This window comes from Streptomyces vulcanius, assembly GCF_042653945.1.
Lineage (GTDB): Bacteria > Actinomycetota > Actinomycetes > Streptomycetales > Streptomycetaceae > Streptomyces > Streptomyces mangrovi.
This window is the reverse complement of record NZ_JBHSFK010000016.1, coordinates 86,700-108,132: the sequence shown is the minus strand read 5'-3', so window position 1 is coordinate 108,132 and position 21,433 is coordinate 86,700. Positions and strand designations below refer to the sequence as shown.

Annotated in this window: 15 protein-coding genes and 1 pseudogene; 11 read left to right on the top strand and 5 right to left on the bottom strand. The window is 72.5% G+C overall.

The window, feature by feature from the left end:
- Positions 1–219: 219 nt before the first annotated feature.
- From ACFPIH_RS24740 to ACFPIH_RS24725, 4 genes are read left to right on the top strand one after another with little or no spacing between them, the layout of a single operon-like run.
- On the top strand, positions 220–2,082 hold the full coding sequence (locus ACFPIH_RS24740; RefSeq protein ID WP_381169194.1) for an amidohydrolase: 1,863 nt from the start codon (positions 220–222) through the stop codon (positions 2,080–2,082).
- Between the two features lie 58 nt (positions 2,083–2,140).
- Positions 2,141–2,803, top strand: coding sequence for a hydrolase (locus ACFPIH_RS24735; protein ID WP_381168728.1), 663 nt, complete (start codon positions 2,141–2,143; stop codon positions 2,801–2,803).
- Positions 2,804–2,821: 18 nt separating this feature from the next.
- On the top strand, positions 2,822–3,346 hold the full coding sequence (locus tag ACFPIH_RS24730) for a DoxX family protein (protein WP_381169196.1): 525 nt from the start codon (positions 2,822–2,824) through the stop codon (positions 3,344–3,346).
- Positions 3,327–4,058 (top strand): YoaK family protein, encoded by a 732-nt coding sequence (locus ACFPIH_RS24725; protein ID WP_381168730.1) that lies wholly within the window; start codon positions 3,327–3,329, stop codon positions 4,056–4,058. Before ACFPIH_RS24730 ends, ACFPIH_RS24725 begins: the two co-directional genes overlap by 20 nt.
- Here ACFPIH_RS24725 and ACFPIH_RS24720 read toward each other — a convergent pair.
- The 3 genes from ACFPIH_RS24720 to ACFPIH_RS24710 form a co-directional block, all read right to left on the bottom strand.
- Positions 4,055–4,927, bottom strand: a complete 873-nt coding sequence (locus ACFPIH_RS24720; protein ID WP_381168732.1) for a helix-turn-helix transcriptional regulator — start codon at positions 4,925–4,927, stop codon at positions 4,055–4,057. The genes ACFPIH_RS24725 and ACFPIH_RS24720 overlap by 4 nt on opposite strands.
- A gap of 90 nt (positions 4,928–5,017) precedes the next feature.
- A complete protein-coding gene (locus ACFPIH_RS24715; RefSeq protein WP_385877492.1) occupies positions 5,018–7,138 on the bottom strand; it encodes an AfsR/SARP family transcriptional regulator in 2,121 nt (706 codons plus the stop codon).
- The gene (locus tag ACFPIH_RS24710; RefSeq protein ID WP_381168736.1) at positions 7,128–9,920 is read right to left on the bottom strand and encodes an AfsR/SARP family transcriptional regulator; all 2,793 of its coding nucleotides are present in this window, start codon (positions 9,918–9,920) and stop codon (positions 7,128–7,130) included. The genes ACFPIH_RS24715 and ACFPIH_RS24710 overlap by 11 nt, the downstream gene beginning before the upstream one ends.
- Positions 9,921–10,220: 300 nt before the next feature.
- Between ACFPIH_RS24710 and ACFPIH_RS24705 the strand changes: the two genes are divergently transcribed.
- Entirely contained in the window at positions 10,221–12,377 is a 2,157-nt protein-coding gene (locus ACFPIH_RS24705) for a GH92 family glycosyl hydrolase (RefSeq protein ID WP_381168738.1), read from the top strand.
- A 1-nt stretch (position 12,378) separates the two neighbouring features.
- On the opposite strand, the gene ACFPIH_RS24700 is transcribed toward ACFPIH_RS24705, so the two are convergent.
- Positions 12,379–12,948, bottom strand: coding sequence for a class I SAM-dependent methyltransferase (locus ACFPIH_RS24700; protein ID WP_381168740.1), 570 nt, complete (start codon positions 12,946–12,948; stop codon positions 12,379–12,381).
- A gap of 55 nt (positions 12,949–13,003) precedes the next feature.
- On the opposite strand from ACFPIH_RS24700, the gene ACFPIH_RS24695 reads away from it, so the two are divergent.
- Positions 13,004–13,798 (top strand): AraC family transcriptional regulator, encoded by a 795-nt coding sequence (locus ACFPIH_RS24695; RefSeq protein ID WP_381168742.1) that lies wholly within the window; start codon positions 13,004–13,006, stop codon positions 13,796–13,798.
- Positions 13,799–13,808: 10 nt separating this feature from the next.
- On the opposite strand, the gene ACFPIH_RS24690 is transcribed toward ACFPIH_RS24695, so the two are convergent.
- Positions 13,809–14,771: an alpha/beta hydrolase gene (locus ACFPIH_RS24690; protein ID WP_381168744.1), complete on the bottom strand. Its 963-nt coding sequence runs from the start codon at positions 14,769–14,771 to the stop codon at positions 13,809–13,811.
- A 233-nt stretch (positions 14,772–15,004) separates the two neighbouring features.
- On the opposite strand from ACFPIH_RS24690, the gene ACFPIH_RS24685 reads away from it, so the two are divergent.
- From ACFPIH_RS24685 to ACFPIH_RS24665, 5 genes and pseudogenes are all read left to right on the top strand, one after another.
- Positions 15,005–15,424, top strand: a complete 420-nt coding sequence (locus tag ACFPIH_RS24685; protein WP_381169198.1) for a MarR family winged helix-turn-helix transcriptional regulator — start codon at positions 15,005–15,007, stop codon at positions 15,422–15,424.
- Positions 15,425–15,526: 102 nt separating this feature from the next.
- Positions 15,527–17,092, top strand: a complete 1,566-nt coding sequence (locus ACFPIH_RS24680) for a hypothetical protein (RefSeq protein WP_381168746.1) — start codon at positions 15,527–15,529, stop codon at positions 17,090–17,092.
- A 91-nt stretch (positions 17,093–17,183) separates the two neighbouring features.
- Positions 17,184–17,759 (top strand): AMIN-like domain-containing (lipo)protein, encoded by a 576-nt coding sequence (locus ACFPIH_RS24675; protein ID WP_381168748.1) that lies wholly within the window; start codon positions 17,184–17,186, stop codon positions 17,757–17,759.
- 120 nt (positions 17,760–17,879) lie between these two features.
- Positions 17,880–18,881: pseudogene (locus tag ACFPIH_RS24670) on the top strand (LacI family DNA-binding transcriptional regulator); the annotation flags it as partial.
- On the top strand, positions 18,876–21,347 hold the full coding sequence (locus ACFPIH_RS24665; RefSeq protein ID WP_381169200.1) for a carbohydrate-binding protein: 2,472 nt from the start codon (positions 18,876–18,878) through the stop codon (positions 21,345–21,347). The pseudogene ACFPIH_RS24670 and the gene ACFPIH_RS24665, both read left to right, overlap by 6 nt.
- The last annotated feature ends 86 nt before the right edge of the window (positions 21,348–21,433 follow it).

Here is a 21,433-nt window from a genome sequence, read left to right as displayed (position 1 = left end):
GCTGTTCTCGATGTGCGTTGACGTGCTCCTCCACGCTAATTCCGCCGGGCTGCCGGGAACTGCCCACGCGTGCACCGCGACTGGCCTCACAGCGCACAGTGGCGGTGCGCTGATGGGCCGTATTCGATGCGCGGACAGAACACCCGTGTCAGGCCGGGGCGGGTTGTGTGGGAGCACAGCAATTCCCCGATTACTGGAGGGTGTCGCACCGTGTCTGCAATGCCGGTCGGCGGACTGGTTCCCCGGGCCGCCGAGAACGCCGCGGAACTCGTCGTACGCAATGCGCGGATCCACACACAGGACGAGCGGCGCCCGCAGGCCGGGGCGCTCGCCGTGCGCGACGGTGTCGTGACGGTCGTGGGGGAAGACCGGGACGTGGCCGGGCACATCGGTCCGGACACGCGGGTCGTCGACGCGATGGGCAGGCGTGTGGTGCCCGGGCTCAACGACGCGCATCTGCATGTGATCCGCGGCGGTCTGAACTATGTGCTGGAGCTGCGCTGGGACGGGGTGCGCACCCTGCGTGAGGGCCTGGCGATGCTGCGCGCGCAGGCCGAGCGCACACCGAAGGGCCAGTGGGTGCGGGTGGTCGGGGGCTGGTCGGCGGAGCAGTTCGCCGAGCGGCGGCTGCCGACGGTCGCGGAGCTGAACGCGGCGGCGCCGGACACGCCGGTGTTCGTGCTGCACCTCTACCAGTCCGCGGTGCTCAACCGGGCCGCGCTCAGGGCCGCCGGGTACGACCGCACCACCCCGGATCCGAAGGGCGGTCAGATCGTGCGGGGGCGGGACGGGGAGCCCACGGGGATGCTGCTGGCCGCGCCGAGCGCGCTGGTCCTGTACTCGACGCTGGCCAAGGCGCCGACGCTGTCGGATACGGACAAGAGGATCTCGACCCGTCATTTCCTGCGCGAACTCAACCGGTTCGGGCTGACGTCGGCGATCGACGCGGCCGGCGGATTCCAGAACTTCCCCGACAACTACTCGACGGTCGTGGAGCTGGCGAAATCGGGCCAGTTGTCACTGCGTATCGCCTATCATCTTTTCCCGCAGACCGCCGGACAGGAGATCGAGGATCTCACCCGGTGGATCGAAATGGCCCGTCCCGAGGACGGCGACGCGTGGTTGCGGCTCAACGGGGCGGGTGAGAACCTCACCTGGGCGGCGGCCGATTTCGAGAACTTCGCCCAGCCCCGGCCGGAACTCGACGATTACGAGCCGGAATTCGAGAAGGCGGTCCGGCTGCTGCTGGAGAACGGCTGGGGATTCCGGCTGCACGCCACCTACGACGAGACGATCCGCCGCGATCTCGCGGTGTTCGAGAAGCTGGCCGCCGAGGGGCTCTTCCCGGGCGACGGCCGCTGGCTGTTCGACCACGCGGAGACGGTCTCGCCCGAGAGCCTGGACCGGATCGCCGCGCTCGGCGGCGCGATGTCCGTACAGAACCGCCTCTCCTTCCAGGGCGAGGCGTTCCTACGGCGCTACGGCCCCGGAGACGCCGCCGACGCCCCGCCGATCGCCGCCATGCTGAGGCGCGGGCTGACCGTCGCCGCCGGCACGGACGCCACCCGGGTCTCGTCGTACAACCCGTGGGTCGCGCTGCACTGGCTGGTCAGCGGGCGGACGGTCGGCGATCTGGTGGTGCGCCCGCCGTCGAACCGCGTCGACCGGCACACCGCGCTGCGGCTGTTCACCCGCGCCGGTGCCACGCTGACCGGCGAGGACGACGTCAAGGGCGTGCTGCGGCCGGGGTGTTACGCCGATCTGGCGATCCTGTCCGAGGACTACTTCACCGTGCCGGAGGCGGACATCCCGCACCTGGAGTCGCTGCTGACGGTCGTCGGCGGCCGGATCGTGTACGCGGCCGGCGAGTACGAGGGCCTCGACGAGGAACTGCCCCCGCTTTCCCCGCAGTGGAGTCCGGTCGCGCACCACGGCGGCTACCAGCGGTCGGGCGGCGCCCGCCAGGCCGAGCTGATCGGCGAGGCCGTCGCCGAGTCGGAACAGCAGCGGCGGTGGCGGGTCGGGCGCGGGCTCGCCGACGACGGCACGGTGACGCCGTTCGACCCCTGCTTCTCCCTCTGACCCGTACCCCTTCTGACCAACACCCCTTTGTTTGATCCCCTACGAGAAAGGTTCAGCCATGGTCGACATCAACGAGGTCACGGCCTCCCCCAGCGCCGATCTGCTCACCCCCGGCAACTGCGCGGTGCTCTTCGTGGACCACCAGCCGCAGATGTTCTTCGGCACCGGCAGCGGCGACCGCACCGCGATCATCAACGCGACGGTGGGTCTGGCGAAGGCGGCCAGGACGTTCGAGGTGCCGGTGGTGCTGAGCACCGTGGCCGCCGAGTCGTTCTCCGGGCCGCTGCTGCCGCAGCTCGCGGACGTCTTCCCCGAGCAGAAGATCATCGACCGGACGACGATGAACGCCTGGGAGGACCTGGCCTTCGTCGACGCGGTCAAGGCCACCGGCCGCAAGAAGCTGGTCATCGCCGGTCTGTGGACCGAGGTCTGTGTCGTCATGCCCACGCTCTCCGCGCTCGCCCAGGGCTACGAGGTGTACGTGGTCACCGACGCGTGCGGCGGGGTCACCCCGCAGGCCCACGAGCACGCCGTGCAGCGCATGGTGCAGGGCGGCGCGGTCCCGGTCACCTGGGTGCAGGTGCTGCTGGAACTCCAGCGGGACTGGGCGCGGGCGGAGACGTACGGCGCCACGACGGGGGTCGTGAAGGAGCACGGCGGGGCCTACGGGCTCGGCATCGTCTACGCGCAGGCCGTCATCGGCGCGCACGCGGCGGGCTGACGAAGTCGGGTGAGCACGATGGACGCGGGATTGTTCGTTCTCCGGGTGGTGGTGGGGCTCCTCATCGCCGGACACGGGGTACAGAAGGTGAGTTTCCTCCTCGGAGGTCAGGGCCTCGCGGGCGGCACCGAGGAGTTCCGCCGCGACGGTTTCCGGGGCGGTCGGCTGACTGCGCTCGCGGCGGGCGGCAGCCAGCTCGGCGCCGGTCTTTTCCTGGCCGCCGGGCTGCTCACCCCGCCGGCCGCGATGGCGGCGATGGGCGTGATGACGGTCGCCGGCACGGTGAAGCGGCCCAAGGGGCTGTGGGTGCAGAACGACGGTTACGAGTATCCGCTCGTCCTCGTCGTGGTGTCCGCGTCCCTCGCCCTGACCGGGCCGGGCGACTGGTCGCTGGACCGGGTGCTGGGTCTCACCCCCTGGCCGGGCTGGCTGGTCGGGGCGGCGATCGTGGCCGGACCGGCGAGCGGGCTGCTCACCCGGCTCGTACTGCACACACCGGAACCGGTACCGGAGGGGACGCGTCATGCGCGGCTTGCTGACTGACGCGCTGCGGACCCTCGTTCCGGCCGGGGAGGAGCGGCACGGGCCGCTGCCGCCGCTGATGCTGACGCTGACCGTGGTCACCGGGCTGGTGGACGCGGTGAGTTATCTGGCGCTCGGGCATGTGTTCGTGGCCAACATGACCGGCAACGTCGTCTTCCTCGGCTTCGCGCTGGCCGGCGCCGCGAACCTCTCCGCGACCGCCTCCGTCGTCTCGCTGGCGTCCTTCCTCACGGGGGCGCTGGCGGGCGGCGGGTTCGGCACCCGGTTCGCGGCGCACCGGGGGCATCTGCTGCGTGCGGCGACGGCCGTGCAGACGGCGCTGGTCGCGGTCACGGTGGCCGTCGCCGCGGTGACGGACGGCCGGGTCGGCACGGGCGTCCAGTACACGCTGATCGTGCTGCTGGGGCTCGCCATGGGTCTGCAGAACGCGGTCGCCCGCAGGCTGGGCGTCCCGGACCTGACGACGACGGTGCTGACCCTCACCCTGACGGGCCTGGCCGCCGACTCCGCGCCCGCCGGAGGCGCGGCGCCGCGCCCCGGCCGGCGGATCCTGTCCGTGCTGGCGATGTTCACGGGCGCCCTGGCCGGCGCCCTTCTGATCCTGCACGGTCATCTGGTCCTCGCCCTGGCACTGGCCCTGCTGCTGCTCGTGGCCACCTCGGTGACCACGCACCGGCTGTCGACACCGGACGCGTCCTGGGCCCGTCTCTAGCGGGTCCTGTCGCGGCCGGCGGTGTCGCGCCACTCCCGTGGGGACATGCCGTAGGCGGCCCGGAAGACCCGGCTGAAGTGGGTGGCGCTGAGAAAGCCCCAGCGGGCGGCGACGGCCGCGATGGTGCGGCTGCCGCGCCCGTACCGCATCAGGTCGCGCCGGCACTCGTCGAGCCTGCGGCGCAGGATCCAGCGCCCTACGGTGCTGCCCTCGTCCTTGAACAGCTTGTGCAGGTAGCGGACGGAGATGTGGTGGGCGCGGGCGATCACCTCCGGTGACAGGTCCGGGTCGGTCAGGTGGAGTTCGACGTACTCCAGGATCCGCTCCAGCACGGGTGGCTTCCCGCCCTGCGGACCGGGGCCCGGTGAGCCGAGCTGCTCGGCGGCCAGGGTCGCGAGGAGGTTCGCCGCGTTCCAGGCCAGCATGTCGCCGACCGGCGGCCGGGCCTCGGCGGCGGTACGGGCGAGGTCGCTCAGCAGCGGCGAGAGCAGGGTGCCCAGCCGGGAGGAGCGGGTGACCGGCGTGCACGCGATCCGCTGTACGTCGGGCGCGGCGAGGCCCAGCAGATCGACCGGGACGAGGAACACCGTGGCCCGGAACCGCTCGGGGAAGTCGAGGGCGGGGGTGTGCTGGACGTCGTAGAAACAGATGTCGCCGGGGGCGAGGTGGAGGGCGGCCGGCCGGGTGTCGGGCGGACCGCCGGTGCCGCCGCGCAGGCCGACGAAGAGGTACTCGCCGGTGTCCCGGGCGAGCAGCCGGTGCGCGGGGTGCGGCCGGCCCTCCCCCGGCAGCCGGTCGGGGGTCTCCTCATCGGTGAGGATCCTGACGGGTGTGCCGGTGCGGCCGGTGCCGGTCGTGGTGGTGGGCATGTTCCGCCGCTGCCTCCGGGGGTGTCGTTCGGTGCTCGGACGGTAGGCCGCCGGATGTGAAAAAAGAGTGACGGTGGAGTGACGACGCCTTCAGCTCGTGTCCGTTGGGTTCGTTGTGTCCGCCGCGGCCGCCGCGGCCAGTTCCGTGGCGAAGGCCCGCAGCAGGTCGTGCAGGGCGTAACGGCCCGGCTCGGTTTCGCGGAGGAGGTGGGCTTCGGCGAGCTGGGCGAGCAGCAGCCGGGCACGGCGGACGGGCAGACCGGCGAGCGGCGCGACCGTCTCCGGGGTGAGGTGGGACCGTCCGGGGTGCCGGGGCATGAGCAGGAACAGACGTGCGCTGTCGGCCGGGAGACGCCGGTAGGAGGCCAGGAAGGGGGCGCGCAGCGCGCTCAGGGCGTCGAGGCCTCCGTGGGCGTCCCGCAGTTCGGCGACCACCGCGGTGAGGGGAGGACCGGGGGCGGCTGCGATGCGGTCGGCGACGGCGGAGAGAGCCAGGGGCAGCTGCCCACAGTGGGTGACGATCTCGTGGGTGACGCTCGGGGCGGGCGCGGCGGTGGACTGCCTGGTGCGGAGTTGCTCCGTCAGGATCGCTCGTGCGTCCTCGGTGGACGGCGGCTCGAGTGTCAGGGGGCGGGCGCCGGTGGCGACGAGGCCGGGGAGGGCGTTGCGGCTGGTGACGAGCGCCAGCGAGCCGGGGGCGGTGGGCAGCAGCGGGCGGAGTTGCTCGGTGTCCGCGGCGTCGTCCAGTACGACGAGGACGCGGCGTTCCGCGAGCAGGGTGCGGTAGAGACCGGCCAGGGCTGCCCTTCCGTCGGGCATGCGGTGGGCGGGGACTTCCAGTGCCGTGAGCAGCTCGCGCAGGGCGTCGGCGGGCGGTACGGGGTCCCGGACCGGGTCGGAGCCGCGCAGGTCGATGTGGAGCCGTCCGTCGGGGAAACGGTCGGCGGCCCCGTGCGCCCAGGCCACCGCGAGGGTCGTCTTGCCGACGCCCGGCATTCCGCAGACCAGTACGGCGCTCTCGTCGGCGAGCCGGGTCAGCTGCTGCGACTCGGCCTGCCGTCCGGCGAACGCGGCGGGTTCGGGCGGCAGTTGGCCGACTGCGGGCACGGATGCCCTCGGTCGTCGTAGCTCCTGGCGCAGTACCCGGGTGTGGGCGGCGGTGAGTTCGGGGCCGGGGGTGAGGGACAGGTCGGTGGCGAGACGGTGGCGGATGTCGTCGTAGGTCCGCAGGGCCTCCGCCTGGAGCCCGCAGGCGGCCAGGACCAGGACCAGCCGGGCGTGCAGGGGTTCGTCGAGGGGTTCCTGGGCGGTGGCGCGGCGCAGGGCGGGCAGGATCTGTTCGGCCCGGCCGCTCAGCAGTGCCGCGTCGGCCGCCAGGCGGGCCGTGCCGATCAGTTCGCGCTGCACGGCGGTGAACTGGACGTGTGCGCGGACGGACGCCGGGATGCCCATGGCCACCGGGCCGCGCCACTCCGCGAGTGCCCGCGCGAAGTGCCCGGCCGCCGTGTCCGGGCGTCCGGTGGCCGCGGCCCGGCTGCCCCGCCGGGTGAGTTCGCGGAACCGCAGCAGGTCGACCTCGTCGGTCTCGGCCGCCAGGAGGTAGCCGCCGGTGCGGCGCAGCAGGCGGCGGCCGGGGGCGCGGGGCGGCAGCCCGGGTTCCAGCAGACGGCGCAGGGCGCCGGCGTAACGGCGGGTCACGTGTACGGCGCTGGCGGGCGGGCGTTCGGCCCACAGCACGTCGAGGATCTCACCGGTCGGCACGGGCCGCCCCGCGCAGGCGAGGAGAAGGGCGAGCAGGGCGCGCTGCTGCGGAAACCCCAGATCGAGCTCGACTCCGTCCCGCCACACCCTTACGGGCCCCAGCACCTGAAAGCGCAGCGCCTCGGCCCCCACCGGCCCGAGCGCCTCCATACCCGACACCTCCGCCTGCACCGATCCCCGCACCTCCGCGCACCCCAGCGCCTCCGCGCCCCGCACCGATCCCGACACCTCGACGCCCGGCTCCGCGCCCCGCACCGATCCCGACACCTCGACGCCCGGCCCCTCAGCCGCCACCGGCCCAAGCGCCTCCATACCCGACACCTCCACCTGCACCAATCTCCGCGCCTCGACACCCGGCCCCTCGCCCCGCACCGATCCCAGCACCTCCGCGCACCCCAGCGCCTCCGCGCGTCCCGGTGTCTCAGCCCGCATCGGTGTCTCAGCCCGCATCGGTGCGGTCCTCGGCGCCCGTCAGTCGGGCCGCGACCCGCTCGGCGTCGGGGTGGTCGAGGGTGATGAGGAGGTCGAGGGCCTCCGCCCAGGCGGCTCGGGCGGCGGTGTCGTCGCCCATGGCGCGGTGGCTGTCGCCGACGCGGACGAGGGTGTCGGCCTCGAGGTAGGGCACGCCCAGGTCACGCAGCAGGGTGAGGGCGTTGCGGTAGCCGAGCAGCGCGTGCGAGTGGCGGCCGAGCTGGTGGTGGGCGTAGGCGATGCTGTCCCAGGTGACGGCCTGGCCGTACCGGTCGCCGAGTTCCTGGAGCATGGTCAGGGCCTCGAAGCAGTGTTTCAGGGCGTGGCGGTACTCGCCGAGCAGTGCGTGGTACCAGCCGACCGAGTTCAGGACGCTGGCCTGCGCGGCACGGTCGCCGAGGGTGCGGAAGTGGGCCAGAGCGAGCTGGTTGTGGCGCAGGGCGCCGGGCAGGTCGCCGAGTTGTTCGCTCTCCCAGCCGAGGCTGCGGTGGGTGTTGGCCCGGCCGGTGTCGTCGCCCAGCTCGGTGAAGAGGCGCAGGGCCTGCTCCAGGCGGGGGACGGCGCGGGTGTGCAGGCCGAGGCGGCCCTCCACACGGGCGAGTCCGCGCAGGCCCCGGGCGATGAGCGCGGAGTCGGCGAGCCGCCGGGCGGTGTCGAGGGCGGTGCGCTGGACGGTCAGCCCGTCGTGCCAGTGGCCGCGCCGGTCGAAGAACGGCTCCAGGGACCAGGCCAGTTGGCAGGAGATTCGTTCCTGCTCCGGCTCCCCGGACGCGGCGGCGACGGCCACGACGGCGAGCAGTACGGCGTGTTCGGCGGTCAGCCAGGCGAGGGCGCGGTCCCCGTCGGCGAGCGGTTCGGGGTGGGCGCCCTCGGGCGCGGGCGGCGGGTGCAGCGGGTCGGCGCCGGGGGCGAGCAGCCGGTCGGCGGTGTGCGCGGTGTGCAGGTAGTGGTGGTGGAGCCGGCGCAGGGCGGACTGCCGCTCCGGCCCGGTGTGGTGCTCGTGGACGAGTTCGCCCGCGTGGGCGCGCAGCAGGTCGTGGAAGGCGTAGCGGGCGGGGCTGTGTTCGGTGACCAGGTGCCGGGCGGTCAGTTCGGCCAGCAGCGGGCGGGTGCGGCGGACCGGCAGACCGGCGAGCGCGGCGGCGGCCGGGAGGGTGAGGTCGGGGCCGGGGTGCAGGGCCAGCAGCCGGAACAGCCGGGCCGCGTCGGCCGAGACGGCGCGCAGGGACCAGGAGAACACCGTGCCGACGTCGACGGAGGCGTCGGAGCGGGCGAAGGCGTCGAGGCTGCCGTGTGTCTCGCGCAGTTCGGCGGCGACGGCCGCGAGGGGGAAGTGGGGGTGGGCTGCGGCGCGGGCGGCGACACAGGCGAGGGCGAGGGGCAGTCCGGCGCACAGGTCGCCGATCTCGGCGGCGGCCCGCGGCTCGGCGGCGATCCGCTCGGCGCCCAGGCGCCGCACGAGGAACGCCCGGGTCTGGTCCTCGTCGAAGGGGCGCAGAGTGAGGGTGTGCGCGCCGTGCGCGGCGACCAGACCGGACAGTTCGTCGCGGCTGGTGACGATGGTGAGGCAGCCGGCCGAGCCGGGCAGCAGCGGTCTGACGTGCTCGGCGTCCCGGGCGTTGTCCAGGACGACGAGGACCCGCCGGCCGGCCAGGGTGCTGCGGTAGAGCGCGGTCTGCGCGTCGAGTCCGTGCGGGACGCGGTCGGCGGGCACTCCGAGCGCGTCCAGGAAGCCGCGCACGACCTCGCCCGGCTCGGTCGTCGTGCCGGAGGGGTCGAAGCCGCGCAGGTTGACGTAGAGCTGTCCGTCGGGGAACCGGTCGGCGATCCGGTGCGCCCAGTGCACGGCGAGGGTCGTCTTCCCGACGCCCGCCATGCCGCCGACCGCGCCTATCACCACGGTGCCGGGCTGCGCCATCTCCGCGCCGAACAGCTCGAGCACCTCGTCCAGTTCGGCGCGCCGACCGGTGAACACGGGAAGGTCGGAAGGAAGTTGGGACGGCACGCGGACCGGCCGCTCCCGAGGCACGGCGTCGCGCAGTTCGGCGCCCGGGTCGATGCCCAACTCCTCGGCCAGCCGCGCCCGTACGGCGTCGTACGCGGCCAGCGCCTCGGCGCGGTGGCCGGCCGCGGTGAGCAGGCGGACGAGTGCGGCGTGGACGGGTTCGTCCAGCGGTTGGTCGGCGGCGGCCCGGCGCAGATGCGGCAGGGCCGTCTCCGGTACGCCGGCGCCCAGGGCCGCGTCGGCCGCTTCCCGAGCGGCGGCGAGCAGTTCGCGTTCCACGGCGGTGAACGCCGCGTGCGCGCGGGCCGGTTCGGGGATCCCGGCGGCGACCGGTCCGTGCCACAACGCCAGTGCCTCGGTGAGGAGTTCGAGCGCACGCGGGGCGTCGGCGGTCCGCCGGGCCGTGTCACGCAGGGCACGGAACCGGAGGAGGTCGCTGGTGTCACCGTCGGTCACCAGTCGGTATCCGCCGGCGTCCCGCACCAGCCAGCGGCCCTCCGCGCGGGCGGCGAGGACGGGCTCGAGGAGCCGGCGCAGAGAACCCACGTGCCGTCGTACGACGTTGAGCGCGCTGCGTGGTGGATCGGTGCCCCACAGCACGTCCACGATCTCGCTCACCGCGACCGGTTGTCCCGCCCTGACCAGCAGAAGTGCCAGAAACGTACGCTCCTGCGGCCCGCCGGGCTCCAGCTCGGTCTCCCCACGCCGCACCCGGACGGCCCCGAGCACGGTGAACCGCACCGGCTCCTGCGGCACGCCGTCCCCCTTTCCGATGGTCCTGCCCCCGGCTTCGACTGTACGCCAGACGGAGAGTTACCCAGAGTTACGGATCTCTGGTCCGCATTGTTCAGTCGTGGCGCCGTCCGGTTGCTTTGCGCCGTCCGGTTGCTTTGCGCCGTGCGCCTGAATCCGGGCGACGCACGGCACGGCGGCTCGGCGGGTGCCGCCGGGGCCGGTGAGAGTGGGCACTTCCTCCGGGGAGGCCCCTCCTCGGCGGCCCCCACGCCGTGCGTTCCTCCATCGGGTGCCGGCTCCCCGCGACGCAAGGAGATCCCCGTGCGCCTGTCACCCTTCGGGGCCGCGCTGGCGGCGGTCGTGCTGCTGGCCCCGCCCGCACGGGCCGACGTCACCCCGGTGGCGGAGGTCGACGACCCGGCCCGTTACGTCAACCCGTTCGTCGGCACGGCGCCGGGCGGGGCGGACTTCGGCCACGGAGGCGGCGCCGGCAACACCTTCCCCGGCGCGACGGCGCCGCTGGGCGGCATCCAGTGGAGCCCCGACACGGTCACCCCGCAGCACGGCGGCTACGCGTACGCCGACCGGCGCATCCGCGGCTTCAGCCTCACCCATCTCTCGGGCGCGGGCTGCGACGACTACGGGAACGTACCGTTCATGCCGCTCACCGGCCGTCCGGCGACGGACCCGGCCGCCCGTCACGCCACGTTCTCGCACGCCAACGAGGAGGCCGCGCCGGGAAGTTACCGGGTGGACTTCGACAACGGGATCCGTACGGAACTCGCCGCGACGCAGCGCTCGGGCATCGCCCGGCTGAGCTATCCGGCGGACGACGGGCGGCCCGCGGGGCTCACCGTCGACGCCGGACGCGCCTTCAACCGGGCCACCGGCACGGTCGCCGTCGGCGCCCGCACGCTCTCCGGGTCGACGGAGAGCGGGGGCTTCTGCGGCACGCGCAACCGCTACCGTCTCTACTTCCACGCCGTGTTCGACCGGCCCTTCGCCTACTCCGAGCCGCTGGACGGGAAGGCGTCCGGAGCGTATGTGTCCTTCGCGCCCGGGACTCGCAAGGTGACGGTACGGGTCGGCGTCTCCTTCGTGAGCGAGGAAGCCGCGCGGCAGAACGCGCAGGTGGAGCAGCGCGACCGCTCCTTCGACGCGGTACGCCGGGGCACGCGTCGGACCTGGAACGACTGGCTCGGCCGGATCGGTGTGCACGGCGGCAGCGACTCCCGGCGCCGGATGTTCTACACCGCTCTTTACCACTCGCTGCTGCACCCGGGCGCCCTCAGCGACACCGACGGCCGCTATCCGGGTATGGACGGGCTGATCCACCGCACCCGGCCGGGGCATGTGCAGTACGCGAACTTCTCCGGCTGGGACGTCTACCGCTCGCAGATCCAGCTGCTGGCGCTGCTCGCCCCGCGCGAGGCGTCCGACGTCGCCCAGTCCATCCTCGAACAGGGCCGCCAGGCAGGCCACTTCGACCGGTGGACGGTGGCGAACGGCGGCACCGGCGTGATGGTGGGCGACCCGCTGCCCGCCATGGCCGCCTCCGTCCACGCCTTCGGCGGCACGGACTTCGAGGCGGGTGAGCTGCTGCGCGCCGCCGTCGCGGGGCGCGGGAACGACCGGCAGCGCCCCGGGCACACGTACTACGACACCCTCGGCTGGATCCCGGCCGGCACGAAGGGTGTGTGGGGCAGCGCGTCCACCACGCTGGAGTACGCAGTCGCCGACGCCGCCCTCGCCCAACTCGCCGGACGGCTGGGCGAGTCGGACACCCAGGCCGCCCTTCTGCGCGCCGCGGGCAACTGGCGCAACCTGCTGAATCCCGACAGCCGCTACCTCCAGCCCCGCCGCGCCGACGGCACCTGGCCCGCCTTCAGTCCGGCCCAGCGCAAGGAGTACGTCGAGGGCAACGCGGCGCAGTACACCTGGATGGTCCCGCACGACTTCCCCGGCCTGCTCGACGCGATGGGCGACGCCGCCGCCGTCACCACCCGCCTGGACTCCTTCTTCACCAAGCTCAACGCGGGCGGTGACGAGCCGTACGCCTACCTCGGCAACGAACCGTCCTTCAACACCCCTTGGGCGTACGGCTACTTGGGCCGCCCCGACCGCACCCAGGACACCGTACGGCGCATCCTCACCAGCTTGTTCAGCGACGGTCCGGACGGACTGGTCGGCAACGACGACCTCGGCGCCATGTCCTCCTGGGCCGTCTGGGCGAGCATCGGCCTGTACCCGCAGATCCCCGGCAGCTCCCAACTGGCCCTGTCAGACCCGCTGTTCACTGCCGCCACGATCCACCGGGGCAACGGCGTGCGGATCACCGTGGTGGCCCCGCACACGTCGGAGACGGACACCCGCGTGCGGGAGACATTCCTCAACGGCCGTCGGCTCGCAGCCCCTTGGCTGCCGGACTCGTTCCCCGCGACGGGCGGGGTCCTCGTCCATCGGCCCGTCACCCGGTAGTTCACCGTCGGGCGCGGAAGCGCACCCGGTTGCGCCGCGGGTGACTGTCCACCGCGACCTCCGTGAATCCGGCCGCCCGCAGGCGGTCGGGCAGGGCGGCCGGGTCCACGGTGTTGCGGGTGTCCCTCAGGTGCAGGACCCGGAAGCGGACACTGGAGAGGCTGTCGCTGCCGGCGAAGGTGCCGCCCGGGCGCAGGACCCGGAAGGCCTCGGCGAAGATACGGTCCTGGTGGGCGTCGGTGGGCACGTGGTGCAGCATCGTGAAACAGACGACGGAGTCGAACGAGGCGTCCGGCAGAGGCAGTTCGGCTCCGTCCGCGTGCAGGACGGTGGCCCTGTCGCCCCACTGGCCCTTGAGCAGGGCGACGGTGTCCGCGTCGATCTCGGCGGCCGTCAGCCGGGGCACCCGCTCCACGAGGACGCGGAGGTTCGCGCCATAGCCGGGGCCGATCTCCAGGACGTCCTCGCCGAGGTCCACGTCCTCCAGAGACCAGGGCAGGATGACGTCCTTGGTGGTCTGTGCCCACTCCTCGGAGCTGCACAGCTTGCGGTGGGCTCGGTTCATCGGCATACCGTCGACGCTAAGCCGGCCGTTCCGTGTCCACGACGGGCTAGGCTGCCGACTCGTGTCGCGAAACGGACAGCACGACGGCGGGGACGGCCCCTCGGTCTTCCGCCCGCGCTCCACCGCCACCGGCATCGTCGTCGGCCACTTCGCCATGCCACGCGGTCTCACCTTCACCGCGCACTGGCATCCCTTGCACCAACTCGCCTGGGCAGCGAAGGGGTTGCTGCGGGTGCGCAGCGAGCAGGGCGTGTGGCTGCTGCCGCCGTCGCTCGCGCTGTGGATTCCCGAGGGCCTCGCGCACACGACGGAGTCGGCGGGCGACGTCGTGATGCGCAGTGCCTTTGTCGATCCGGCGGCGTGTCCGCATGTCGACTGGCGGGAGCCGACCGTCGTCGCCGTCACGCCCCTGCTCCGGGCGCTGATCGACCACCTGGTCCGGACCGACCTGGCCCACGACGTCCGTGTGCGGGCCGAGGCGGTGCTGCTCGACGAACTCCGCCCGGTGCCGATCACCAGCGTCTCCGCGCCCGTGCCCCGCGATCCAAGGGCCCGCGCGCTGGCCGAGGCGCTCGGAGCGCGCCCCGCCGACGCGCGGACCCTGGCGGAGTGGGGCATCGAGGTCGGCGCGAGCGGCCGTACGCTGGCCCGTCTCTTCGTCGCGGAGACGGGCCTCGCGTTCGGCCAGTGGCGGGAACGGCTGCGGATGCAGGCCGCGATGCCGTACCTCGCCGCGGGCCTGCCGATCGAGGCGGTGGCCCACCGGGTCGGCTACGCCACGGCCAGTTCCTTCACGGCCGCGTTCCACCGGCTGGTGGGGGTCACACCGAGGCAGTACTTCCCGGTGGGAAGCTGAGGGACACGGCTCAGGCGGTGCCCAGCGCCGTCCGCAGGGTGGTGACGGCGAGGTTGATCGCGGCCTCGGCGGCATGCGTCGAGCGCAGCGCGTTGAGCATCACGAAGTCGTGGATGATGCCCTGGAAACGCACCGCCGTGACCGGAACACCGGCCGCGCGCAGCTTGTTCGCATACGCCTCACCCTCATCCCGCAGGACATCCGCCTCACCCGTGATCACCAACGCCGGCGGCAGACCGGCCAGCTGCTCCGTCGTCGCACGCAGCGGCGAAGCCGTGATCTGGGCCCGCTCACCCTCATCCGTCGTGTACTGGTCCCAGAACCACTGCATCCCGTCCCGCCGCAGGAAATACCCCTCCGCGAACTGGTGGTACGACGCCGTGTCGAAGGCGGCGTCCGTCACCGGGTAGAACAACACCTGCTGCACCAACGGAACACCGCCACGCTCCTTCGCCATCAGCGTCAGCGCCGCGGTCATGTTGCCGCCGACCGAGTCACCCGCCACCGCCAACCGCGAGGCGTCCAGACCCTTCGACGCACCCTCCGCCACCACCCACCGCGCCACCGCGAAGTTCTGCTCGATCGCCACCGGATACCGCGCCTCCGGCGACAGGTCGTACTCCGGGAACACCACCGCCGCACCCACACCCACGGCGAGCTCACGCACCAGACGGTCATGCGTGTGCGCATTGCCGAACACCCAGCCCGCACCATGGATGTAGACGACCACCGGCAGCGCGCCGCCGACACCCGCCGGCCTCACGATCCGAGCCCGGACACTCCCCGTCGGACCACCCGACACCGTGACCCACTCCTCGTCCACGGCCGGCATGTCGATCTCACCCGACTGCACCTCGTCGACCGCCTTACGCCCCTCCGCCGGCGCCAGATCGAACAGATACGGCGGATTCGCGGTCGCCTCGGCAAACGCCGCTGCCTCGGGTTCGAGTACCGGGCGGGTGGTGTCGGTCATGACGACCTCCTGAGTCGGGGTGCCGCGGACAGGTTCCTGACGGTAGTCCCGGTCGGGACCGGCGGCACATCCAGAACGATAGCGCGCGACTAAGTCGTGCACAACTAATTAGCTCTCGATCACTTGGAGAGCGATAGAATCGAGTGGACTCGAACGACGGCAACAACAACGACGACCAAGACGAAAACAGGGTGGTGAAGCCGGTGGCCGGCACCGAACCGACCGACAGGTCGCTGCTCCTGGACGACCAGCTGTGCTTCGCGCTGTACGCGGCGTCCCGTGCGGTCACCGCCCGCTACCGGCCACTGCTGGACGCGCTGGGCCTGACCTACCCGCAGTACCTGGTGATGCTCGTACTGTGGGAGCAGGACTCGATCTCGGTACGGGAGCTGGGCGCCGCGCTCCAGCTGGAGTCCAGCACCCTCTCCCCGCTCCTCAAGCGACTGGAGGCGAACGGTCTCCTGCGCCGCGAACGCCGTCCGGACGACGAACGCTCGGTCGCCCTGCGCCTCACGGACGCCGGCGCCCGGCTCCGCGACCGCGCGACCACCGTGCCCCTCGCCATCGGCGACGCCATGGGCCTCACGGCGGAGGAGGACGCGACGGCCAAGCGGCTCCTCCGGCAGGTGACGGCGAACGTCTCGGACGCCTGAGCCTTGTCTGCCGAAGCCCATTTCCCACTGTCGTTGACTCCACTTCCGCCGATAGACTGACAAATCACAGATACGCGGATGCAGTTGACGGGGGTGGCCGCCATGTCGGGGGACCAGTACGGCAGATACGACCAGACTTTCCACAATTACCCGGTGCCGCCGATGCCGCCGGCACCGCCGCCCGCCCCGGCGGACGGTGTCCGGGCGGTCGCGGTGGCCGTCCTCAACCTCAGTGGCCTGGGCCTCGGTTACGCGCTGGTGCGCCGCTGGCTGCTGATGCTGCTCTGTCTGGTGGCGACGGCGGGCCTATTGCTGGTGGCGCTGCCCGCCGATCCGGACGGCGTCCCGGGGTTCGCGATCGTCCTGTACTTCGTGTTCCTTCTCGCGGTGGCGGCGCACGGCGCCGTAGTCGGACTGCGCACCCGGCTCGCCTGGCCCGCCCCCGCGCCGCTCGCGCTCGTCCTGGCGTTCGTCGTTCTCGTCGTACCGGCCGGCGGCGTCGTGCTGTACGACCGCGCGAGGGACGAGGCGACCCAGCAGATGCTCCTCGACCGGCTGGACAACGCGGACCAGCTGGTGGAGTCGGCCGGGGACGATCCGTTCAGCTCGGCCGAGTCCGACTACCGCAGCGCGCTGGCGATCTACGAGGCGCTCAGCGCGGACCACCCCGACTCCCGGGCCGCCGCCAAGGTGCCGGGCCGGATGCGGACGTACTACACGACCGTCGGCTCCTCGTTCGAGCAGAAGGACTACTGCAACGCGATCGCGCCGCTGACGTACCTGCGCACGGTCCCGAAGAAGATGCCCGAGACCGACCTGGGGTCGCTGGAGAAGTGGCCCGACGACCGGCTGGCCACCTCGCTGTACGAGTGCGGCTCGGACGGACTCCTGGCGGGCACCTCCACCTGGGCGGACCAGTTCGGCGAGCTGCTCACCACCTTCCCCGACTCGGACCCGGCCGGGCAGGTCGAGCCCGCAGTGGGCTCGGCGGTCTCCGCCTGGGCCAAGCAGCTCAGCAGCGGCGACCCGTGCGCGGCGGTCGAGCGTCTGAAGACCCTCGGCACCAGCATCGACGGTATCCAGGCCGAGGACGCGAGCGTCTCCGACGCGCTCGGCAAGGACTCCGACAAGGCCACGAACAGCGCCAGTTCGGGCACGTACAACTGCGGTGTGGACCAGTACAAGGACGGCGACTTCGACGCCGCGCAGAGCACCATGCAGAGCTATGTCTCGACCCACAAGACCGCCGGGAACGCCGGCCTGGCGCGGAAGATCGCGATCGCGGCGGAGATCGCCCAGACGGTCCCGGCCGCCGGCAAGAAGCTGCCCACGAACCGCAGCGGCGGCAGCATCCAGGTCACCGTCCAGAACGACAGCCCGGACGACATCACGGTCATGTACACCGGCCCGGTCACCGGCAGCTTCACCCTCAAGGCCTGCGGCAGCTGCACGGCGTACTCCTTCACCAGCACCATCCTGTCGGGCTTCAAGCCGTGCAGCAGCGGCAAGAACTACCCGCAGAAGACCATCAGCCTGCCGGTGGGCACCACGTACTTCCTGCACAAGCCGAAGAGCGACAGCCTCTCCACGCCCGCCTCGGACACCGCCAAGCTGGAGTCCGGCTACATCTACACGGAGTGCGCGTACACCACCCGGAGCCTGAGCTAGAAAGGGCGTACAACCTTCGGGCCGACCCGGACGTCTCACCCATACGACGCACTCGCGTTCATTCGACGCACTCGCGCTCTTGGGGGAACACATGGCACGAATGGGAACAGTCTGGGCGGCCACCGCACTGGCCGCCGCGACACTCGGCGCGGCGGCGGTCCCGGCCATGGCCGCCCCGGCCGCCGCGACGCCGGCGGTCGCCGCCTGCGCCACCGGCTGGGGCAGTCTCGACAAGTACGACTTCGCGATGACCAACGGGGAGTCCATCACCAACGCCCGGACCGGTCGGCACGACTGCTACGACCGGTTCGTCGTCGACGTTCCCGGCGCGACCGCCGGCGAACTCGGCTACTCGGTCGGATACGTCAGCGAACTCGTCGCCGACGCGTCCGGCAAGACCATCCCGGTCAACGGCGGCGCCATCCTGGACATCCGGGTGCACGCGCCCGCCTACAACCCGAACACCGGCACGCGCACCTACCCCGGCGTGTTCGCACAACCGCTGCCGGGCGTGAACCTCACCGGCTACCAGACGTTCCGGGACACCCGGTACGCGGTCAGCTTCGAGGGCCAGACCCAGTTCGGGCTCGGCGTGCGCGCCCGGCTCCCGTTCCGGGTACTGCAACTGGACGGCCACCTCGTGGTCGACGTGGCCCACACCTGGTGAGCCACCCCCGCTGAACCGCCGCGTACGCCTGCGCCGTGAGCCTGACCAGCACCACAGCAGGCGTACGCGTCCCGTCCCCGTGATCTTGACGTTCTCCATGTGACCGGTCACAATCTTGGCATGAATCCGACCGGTCAGCCAAGGCGTCCGGCGAGCATCCGGGACGTCGCCGGCGCCGCCGGGGTCTCCTACCAGACCGTCTCCCGGGTGATCAACGGTCACCCCAGCGTCCGGCCGGAGACCCGGGAGCGGGTGCTCGCCGCGGTCGACGAGCTGGGCTTCCGGCGCAACGCCACCGCGCTCGCCCTGGCCAGCGGGCGGAGCAGCTCGGTGACCGTGCTCACCGCCGACACCACCCACTACGGCTATGCCTCGGTCCTCCAGGGCATCGAGGAGGCGGCGCGGGCCGCGTCGTACTCGCTCGGGATCCGGGTCCTGGAGTCGGCGGAGGAGCCCGCCGTCGCCGCCGAGGTGCGACGCGCGGCGGACGCGGGCGGCGGGCTGATCGTGGTCGCCTACGACCCGGCCGGGGTAAGGGCGTTGGAGGCCGTGCCGCCCGAACTGCCCGTCGTCGGCGTGGTCGAGACACCGGCGAGGCCGCCGGGGGGCGACCGTCCGTGGGTGTGGACCGACGACCGCGAGGCGGCCCGCGAGGTGACCCGCCATCTGCTCGCCCTCGGCCACGAGACCGTGCACTACGTCGCCATCCCGTCCGGCACCCGGCGCACCGGCGCTCGCACCACCGGCTGGCGGCAGGCGCTGCGCGAGGCCGGCGCGCGGGAACCCCGTCCCCTGCAAGGCGGTTGGGGACCCGCGGGAGGCTATGCGGCGGGGGTGCGGCTGGCCCGGGATCCGGCCGTGACCGCGATCCTGTGCGGCAACGACGACCTCGCGCTCGGGGTGGTGCGTGCTCTGCACGAGGCCGGCCGGTCCGTCCCGGGCGAGGTCAGCGTGGCCGGGTTCGACGACGCCCCGCACGCCGCCTTTCTCACCCCGTCCCTGACCACCGTGCGCCTCGACTTCACCGGCCTGGGGCAGGCCGCGTTCGCCCTGCTGCACTCGGCGCTGGAGGAGTCCGCGCGGATCGCCCCGCATCCCGTCTCGGTGCCGGAGCTGGTGGTGCGGGAGAGCTCGGGACCACCGCCCGCGCTTCCCGGTCCGCAGCGGCTCACCGTCGATCTCGCGGTTTCCGAGGGCCCGGTGCTGCTCGGCGCGAACGGCGCGCTGTACGGGCTGAGCGACGACGGGGTGCCCGGCGACGCCGTGCTCGCGCCCCTGAAGCTCACCAGCGTCTCGCAGAAGCCGGAGGGCGGCGCCCAGCACCCGAACGGGGACGCGCTCACCGTCTCGCGGTCGTTCCTCCGCAACGGCGGGGGCGAGATCTACGTGATGATGCAGGACACCTACGCGAGGTGGCCGTACGAGGATCTCGGCATCGACGACTATCTGACCAGGGCCGACCGGATCGTCCGGGAGGTGTCGGCCGCCCCGGACGCCGGCCGGTTCGTGTTCATCCCGTTCAACGAGCCCGACCAGATCTGGTACCACCTCGACGTCGCCGACCAGGCGCGGTACGAGATCGATCGCGACCGGTTCCTCCGGGACTGGCGGACGGTGTACCGGCGCATCCGCGCCATCGCCCCGGACGCACGGATCGCCGGGCCCAACGAAGCCGCCTTCCACACCCGGCTGTTGACCGACTTCCTCGCGTTCGCCCGGCGGGAGGACGTCCTGCCCCAGGTGATGACCTGGCACGAGCTGGACTCCGCGTCCCTGCGCGACTTCCAGGCCCACCACGACGAATACCGTGCCATCGAGCGGGAGTTGGGCATCCCGCCGCTGACGGTCAACATCGACGAGTACGGTTGCCGCCGCGATCTCTCCGTGCCGGGGCAACTCGTGCAGTGGGTCGCGATGTTCGAGCGGAACAAGGTGTACGCCAACCAGGCCTACTGGGACGCCGCCGGCGACCTCAGTGGCAACGTGGTGCGCACGAACCTTCCCAACGGCGGCTGGTGGTTCTTCCGTTGGTACGCGGGCCTGACCGGCGACACCGTCGCCGTGACCCCGCCGCGGCCCCACACGGTCGACACCCTCCAGGGACTCGCTTCCCTCGACCCCGCCCGCCGCCAGGCCCAGGTGCTGCTCGGCGGCTCCCCCGGCGACGCCGACGTCGTCGTACGCCATGTCGAGGAGGCCGGCATCTCGGGGTTCGGCCGTACGGTCACCGCGACCGTCGCGGAGACCGCCTGGTCCGGCTACGAGGGGGCGCACCCGACGCCCCGGGTCCTCGCCCGGACGACGCTGCGGGTGGCCGCCGACGGTTCGGTGACCGTGCCGCTGCGCGGACTGCGCGCGATGTCGGCGTACCGGATCGTCCTCACCCCCGCGGGCTCCGGCACCCCGGACGTCCCGGCGGTCCCCTGGTCGGCGTCGTACGAGGCGGAGGACGCGGCCGTCACCGGCGGTGTGGTGCGGACCCTGGGCACGGTGAGCGACGCCAACGGCTACGCGGCGTCCGGGACCAAGGACGTGGCCTCGCTCAACACCCCTGCCAGCAAGGTCGACTTCACGGTGACGGTGCCGGCGGACGGCACCTACGACATGGCGGTCCTGTACGGCAACGAGTCCGGCGCCCCCGCCACCCAGCTGCTGTCGGTCGACGGCGGAGCCCCGGTCACGGTGACCTACCCCTCCACCCAGAACTCGTCCCACCGGGCCAGGAAGGAACTCCGCGTCGAACTGCCGGCCGGCGTCCACGTCCTGACCCTCGCCAAGGGCGACGCCGAGGTCACCCTCGACCGTATCGACCTCACCGCCCGCGGCGGACCCGCCTCCGCCGTGTACGAGGCGACACTCTCGGACATCGGCGGGAACCCGGCGTTCGACTACTCCTCGTCGGCCGGGACCGGCACGGGCGCGCTCGTGCTGGGCACGGGCGACCGGGCTGTCTTCGACGTGTACGCGCCCCGCGACGGCTACTTCACGGTGGTGGCACGCGCCTCGGCGCCGGTCGAACTCGCCCTGCACGGCGCGTCGGTGACGGCGGAACCCGGGCGTCCCCTGCGGCTGTACCTCGCGGCGGGCAACAACCGCGTCACGGTGACCGCCGGACACGCGTCCCTGCGCTCCCTCGACGTCTCCGGCGACGGCTCGGACACCGGCGTGCTCTCCTGCGGGGCCGCCTCCGCGACCCTCTCCGGCGGGGCCGAGCTGATCGCCTCCGCGTACGCCGCCGACGGCTCCTGTGTCGCGGGGATCGGCGGCTCCCCCGCCGCGAAGGCCGAGTTCACGGTGGACGTGGCGATCCCCGGCCGTCATCTGCTGGTCGTCCACTACGCGCACGACGACCGGCGCGACAACGGGCACGCCTACAACACGGACATCGTGTCCCGTACGGCGGACATCACGGCGGGCGCGGCGGCCCCGGTGCGGGTGACCTTCAAGAACACCTGGAGCAGGGACGACTACTGGACGCTGGCGGTCCCCGTGGACCTGGGGCGGGGCGGGAACACCGTGACGTTCGCGAACCCGGACGGCCCGGCGCCGTACATCGCCCGGATCGAGTTGGGCAGGATCATCGGCTGACCGCACGCGCCCCCGGTTTCACCAAAAATTCTCGCCCTGGACAGGTAAAGAATTCCCCTTGCCTGAATAGCAGTCAATTCCCGCTC

Coding starts and splice junctions, on each gene's coding strand:
- ACFPIH_RS24740 (WP_381169194.1), top strand. CDS start 220: ATGCCGGTCGGCGGACTGGTTCCCCGGGCCGCCGAGAACGCCGCGGAA.
- ACFPIH_RS24735 (WP_381168728.1), top strand. CDS start 2,141: ATGGTCGACATCAACGAGGTCACGGCCTCCCCCAGCGCCGATCTGCTC.
- ACFPIH_RS24730 (WP_381169196.1), top strand. CDS start 2,822: ATGGACGCGGGATTGTTCGTTCTCCGGGTGGTGGTGGGGCTCCTCATC.
- ACFPIH_RS24725 (WP_381168730.1), top strand. CDS start 3,327: ATGCGCGGCTTGCTGACTGACGCGCTGCGGACCCTCGTTCCGGCCGGG.
- ACFPIH_RS24720 (WP_381168732.1), bottom strand. CDS start 4,927: ATGCCCACCACCACGACCGGCACCGGCCGCACCGGCACACCCGTCAGG.
- ACFPIH_RS24715 (WP_385877492.1), bottom strand. CDS start 7,138: ATGCGGGCTGAGACACCGATGCGGGCTGAGACACCGGGACGCGCGGAG.
- ACFPIH_RS24700 (WP_381168740.1), bottom strand. CDS start 12,948: ATGCCGATGAACCGAGCCCACCGCAAGCTGTGCAGCTCCGAGGAGTGG.
- ACFPIH_RS24690 (WP_381168744.1), bottom strand. CDS start 14,771: ATGACCGACACCACCCGCCCGGTACTCGAACCCGAGGCAGCGGCGTTT.
- ACFPIH_RS24680 (WP_381168746.1), top strand. CDS start 15,527: ATGTCGGGGGACCAGTACGGCAGATACGACCAGACTTTCCACAATTAC.
- ACFPIH_RS24675 (WP_381168748.1), top strand. CDS start 17,184: ATGGCACGAATGGGAACAGTCTGGGCGGCCACCGCACTGGCCGCCGCG.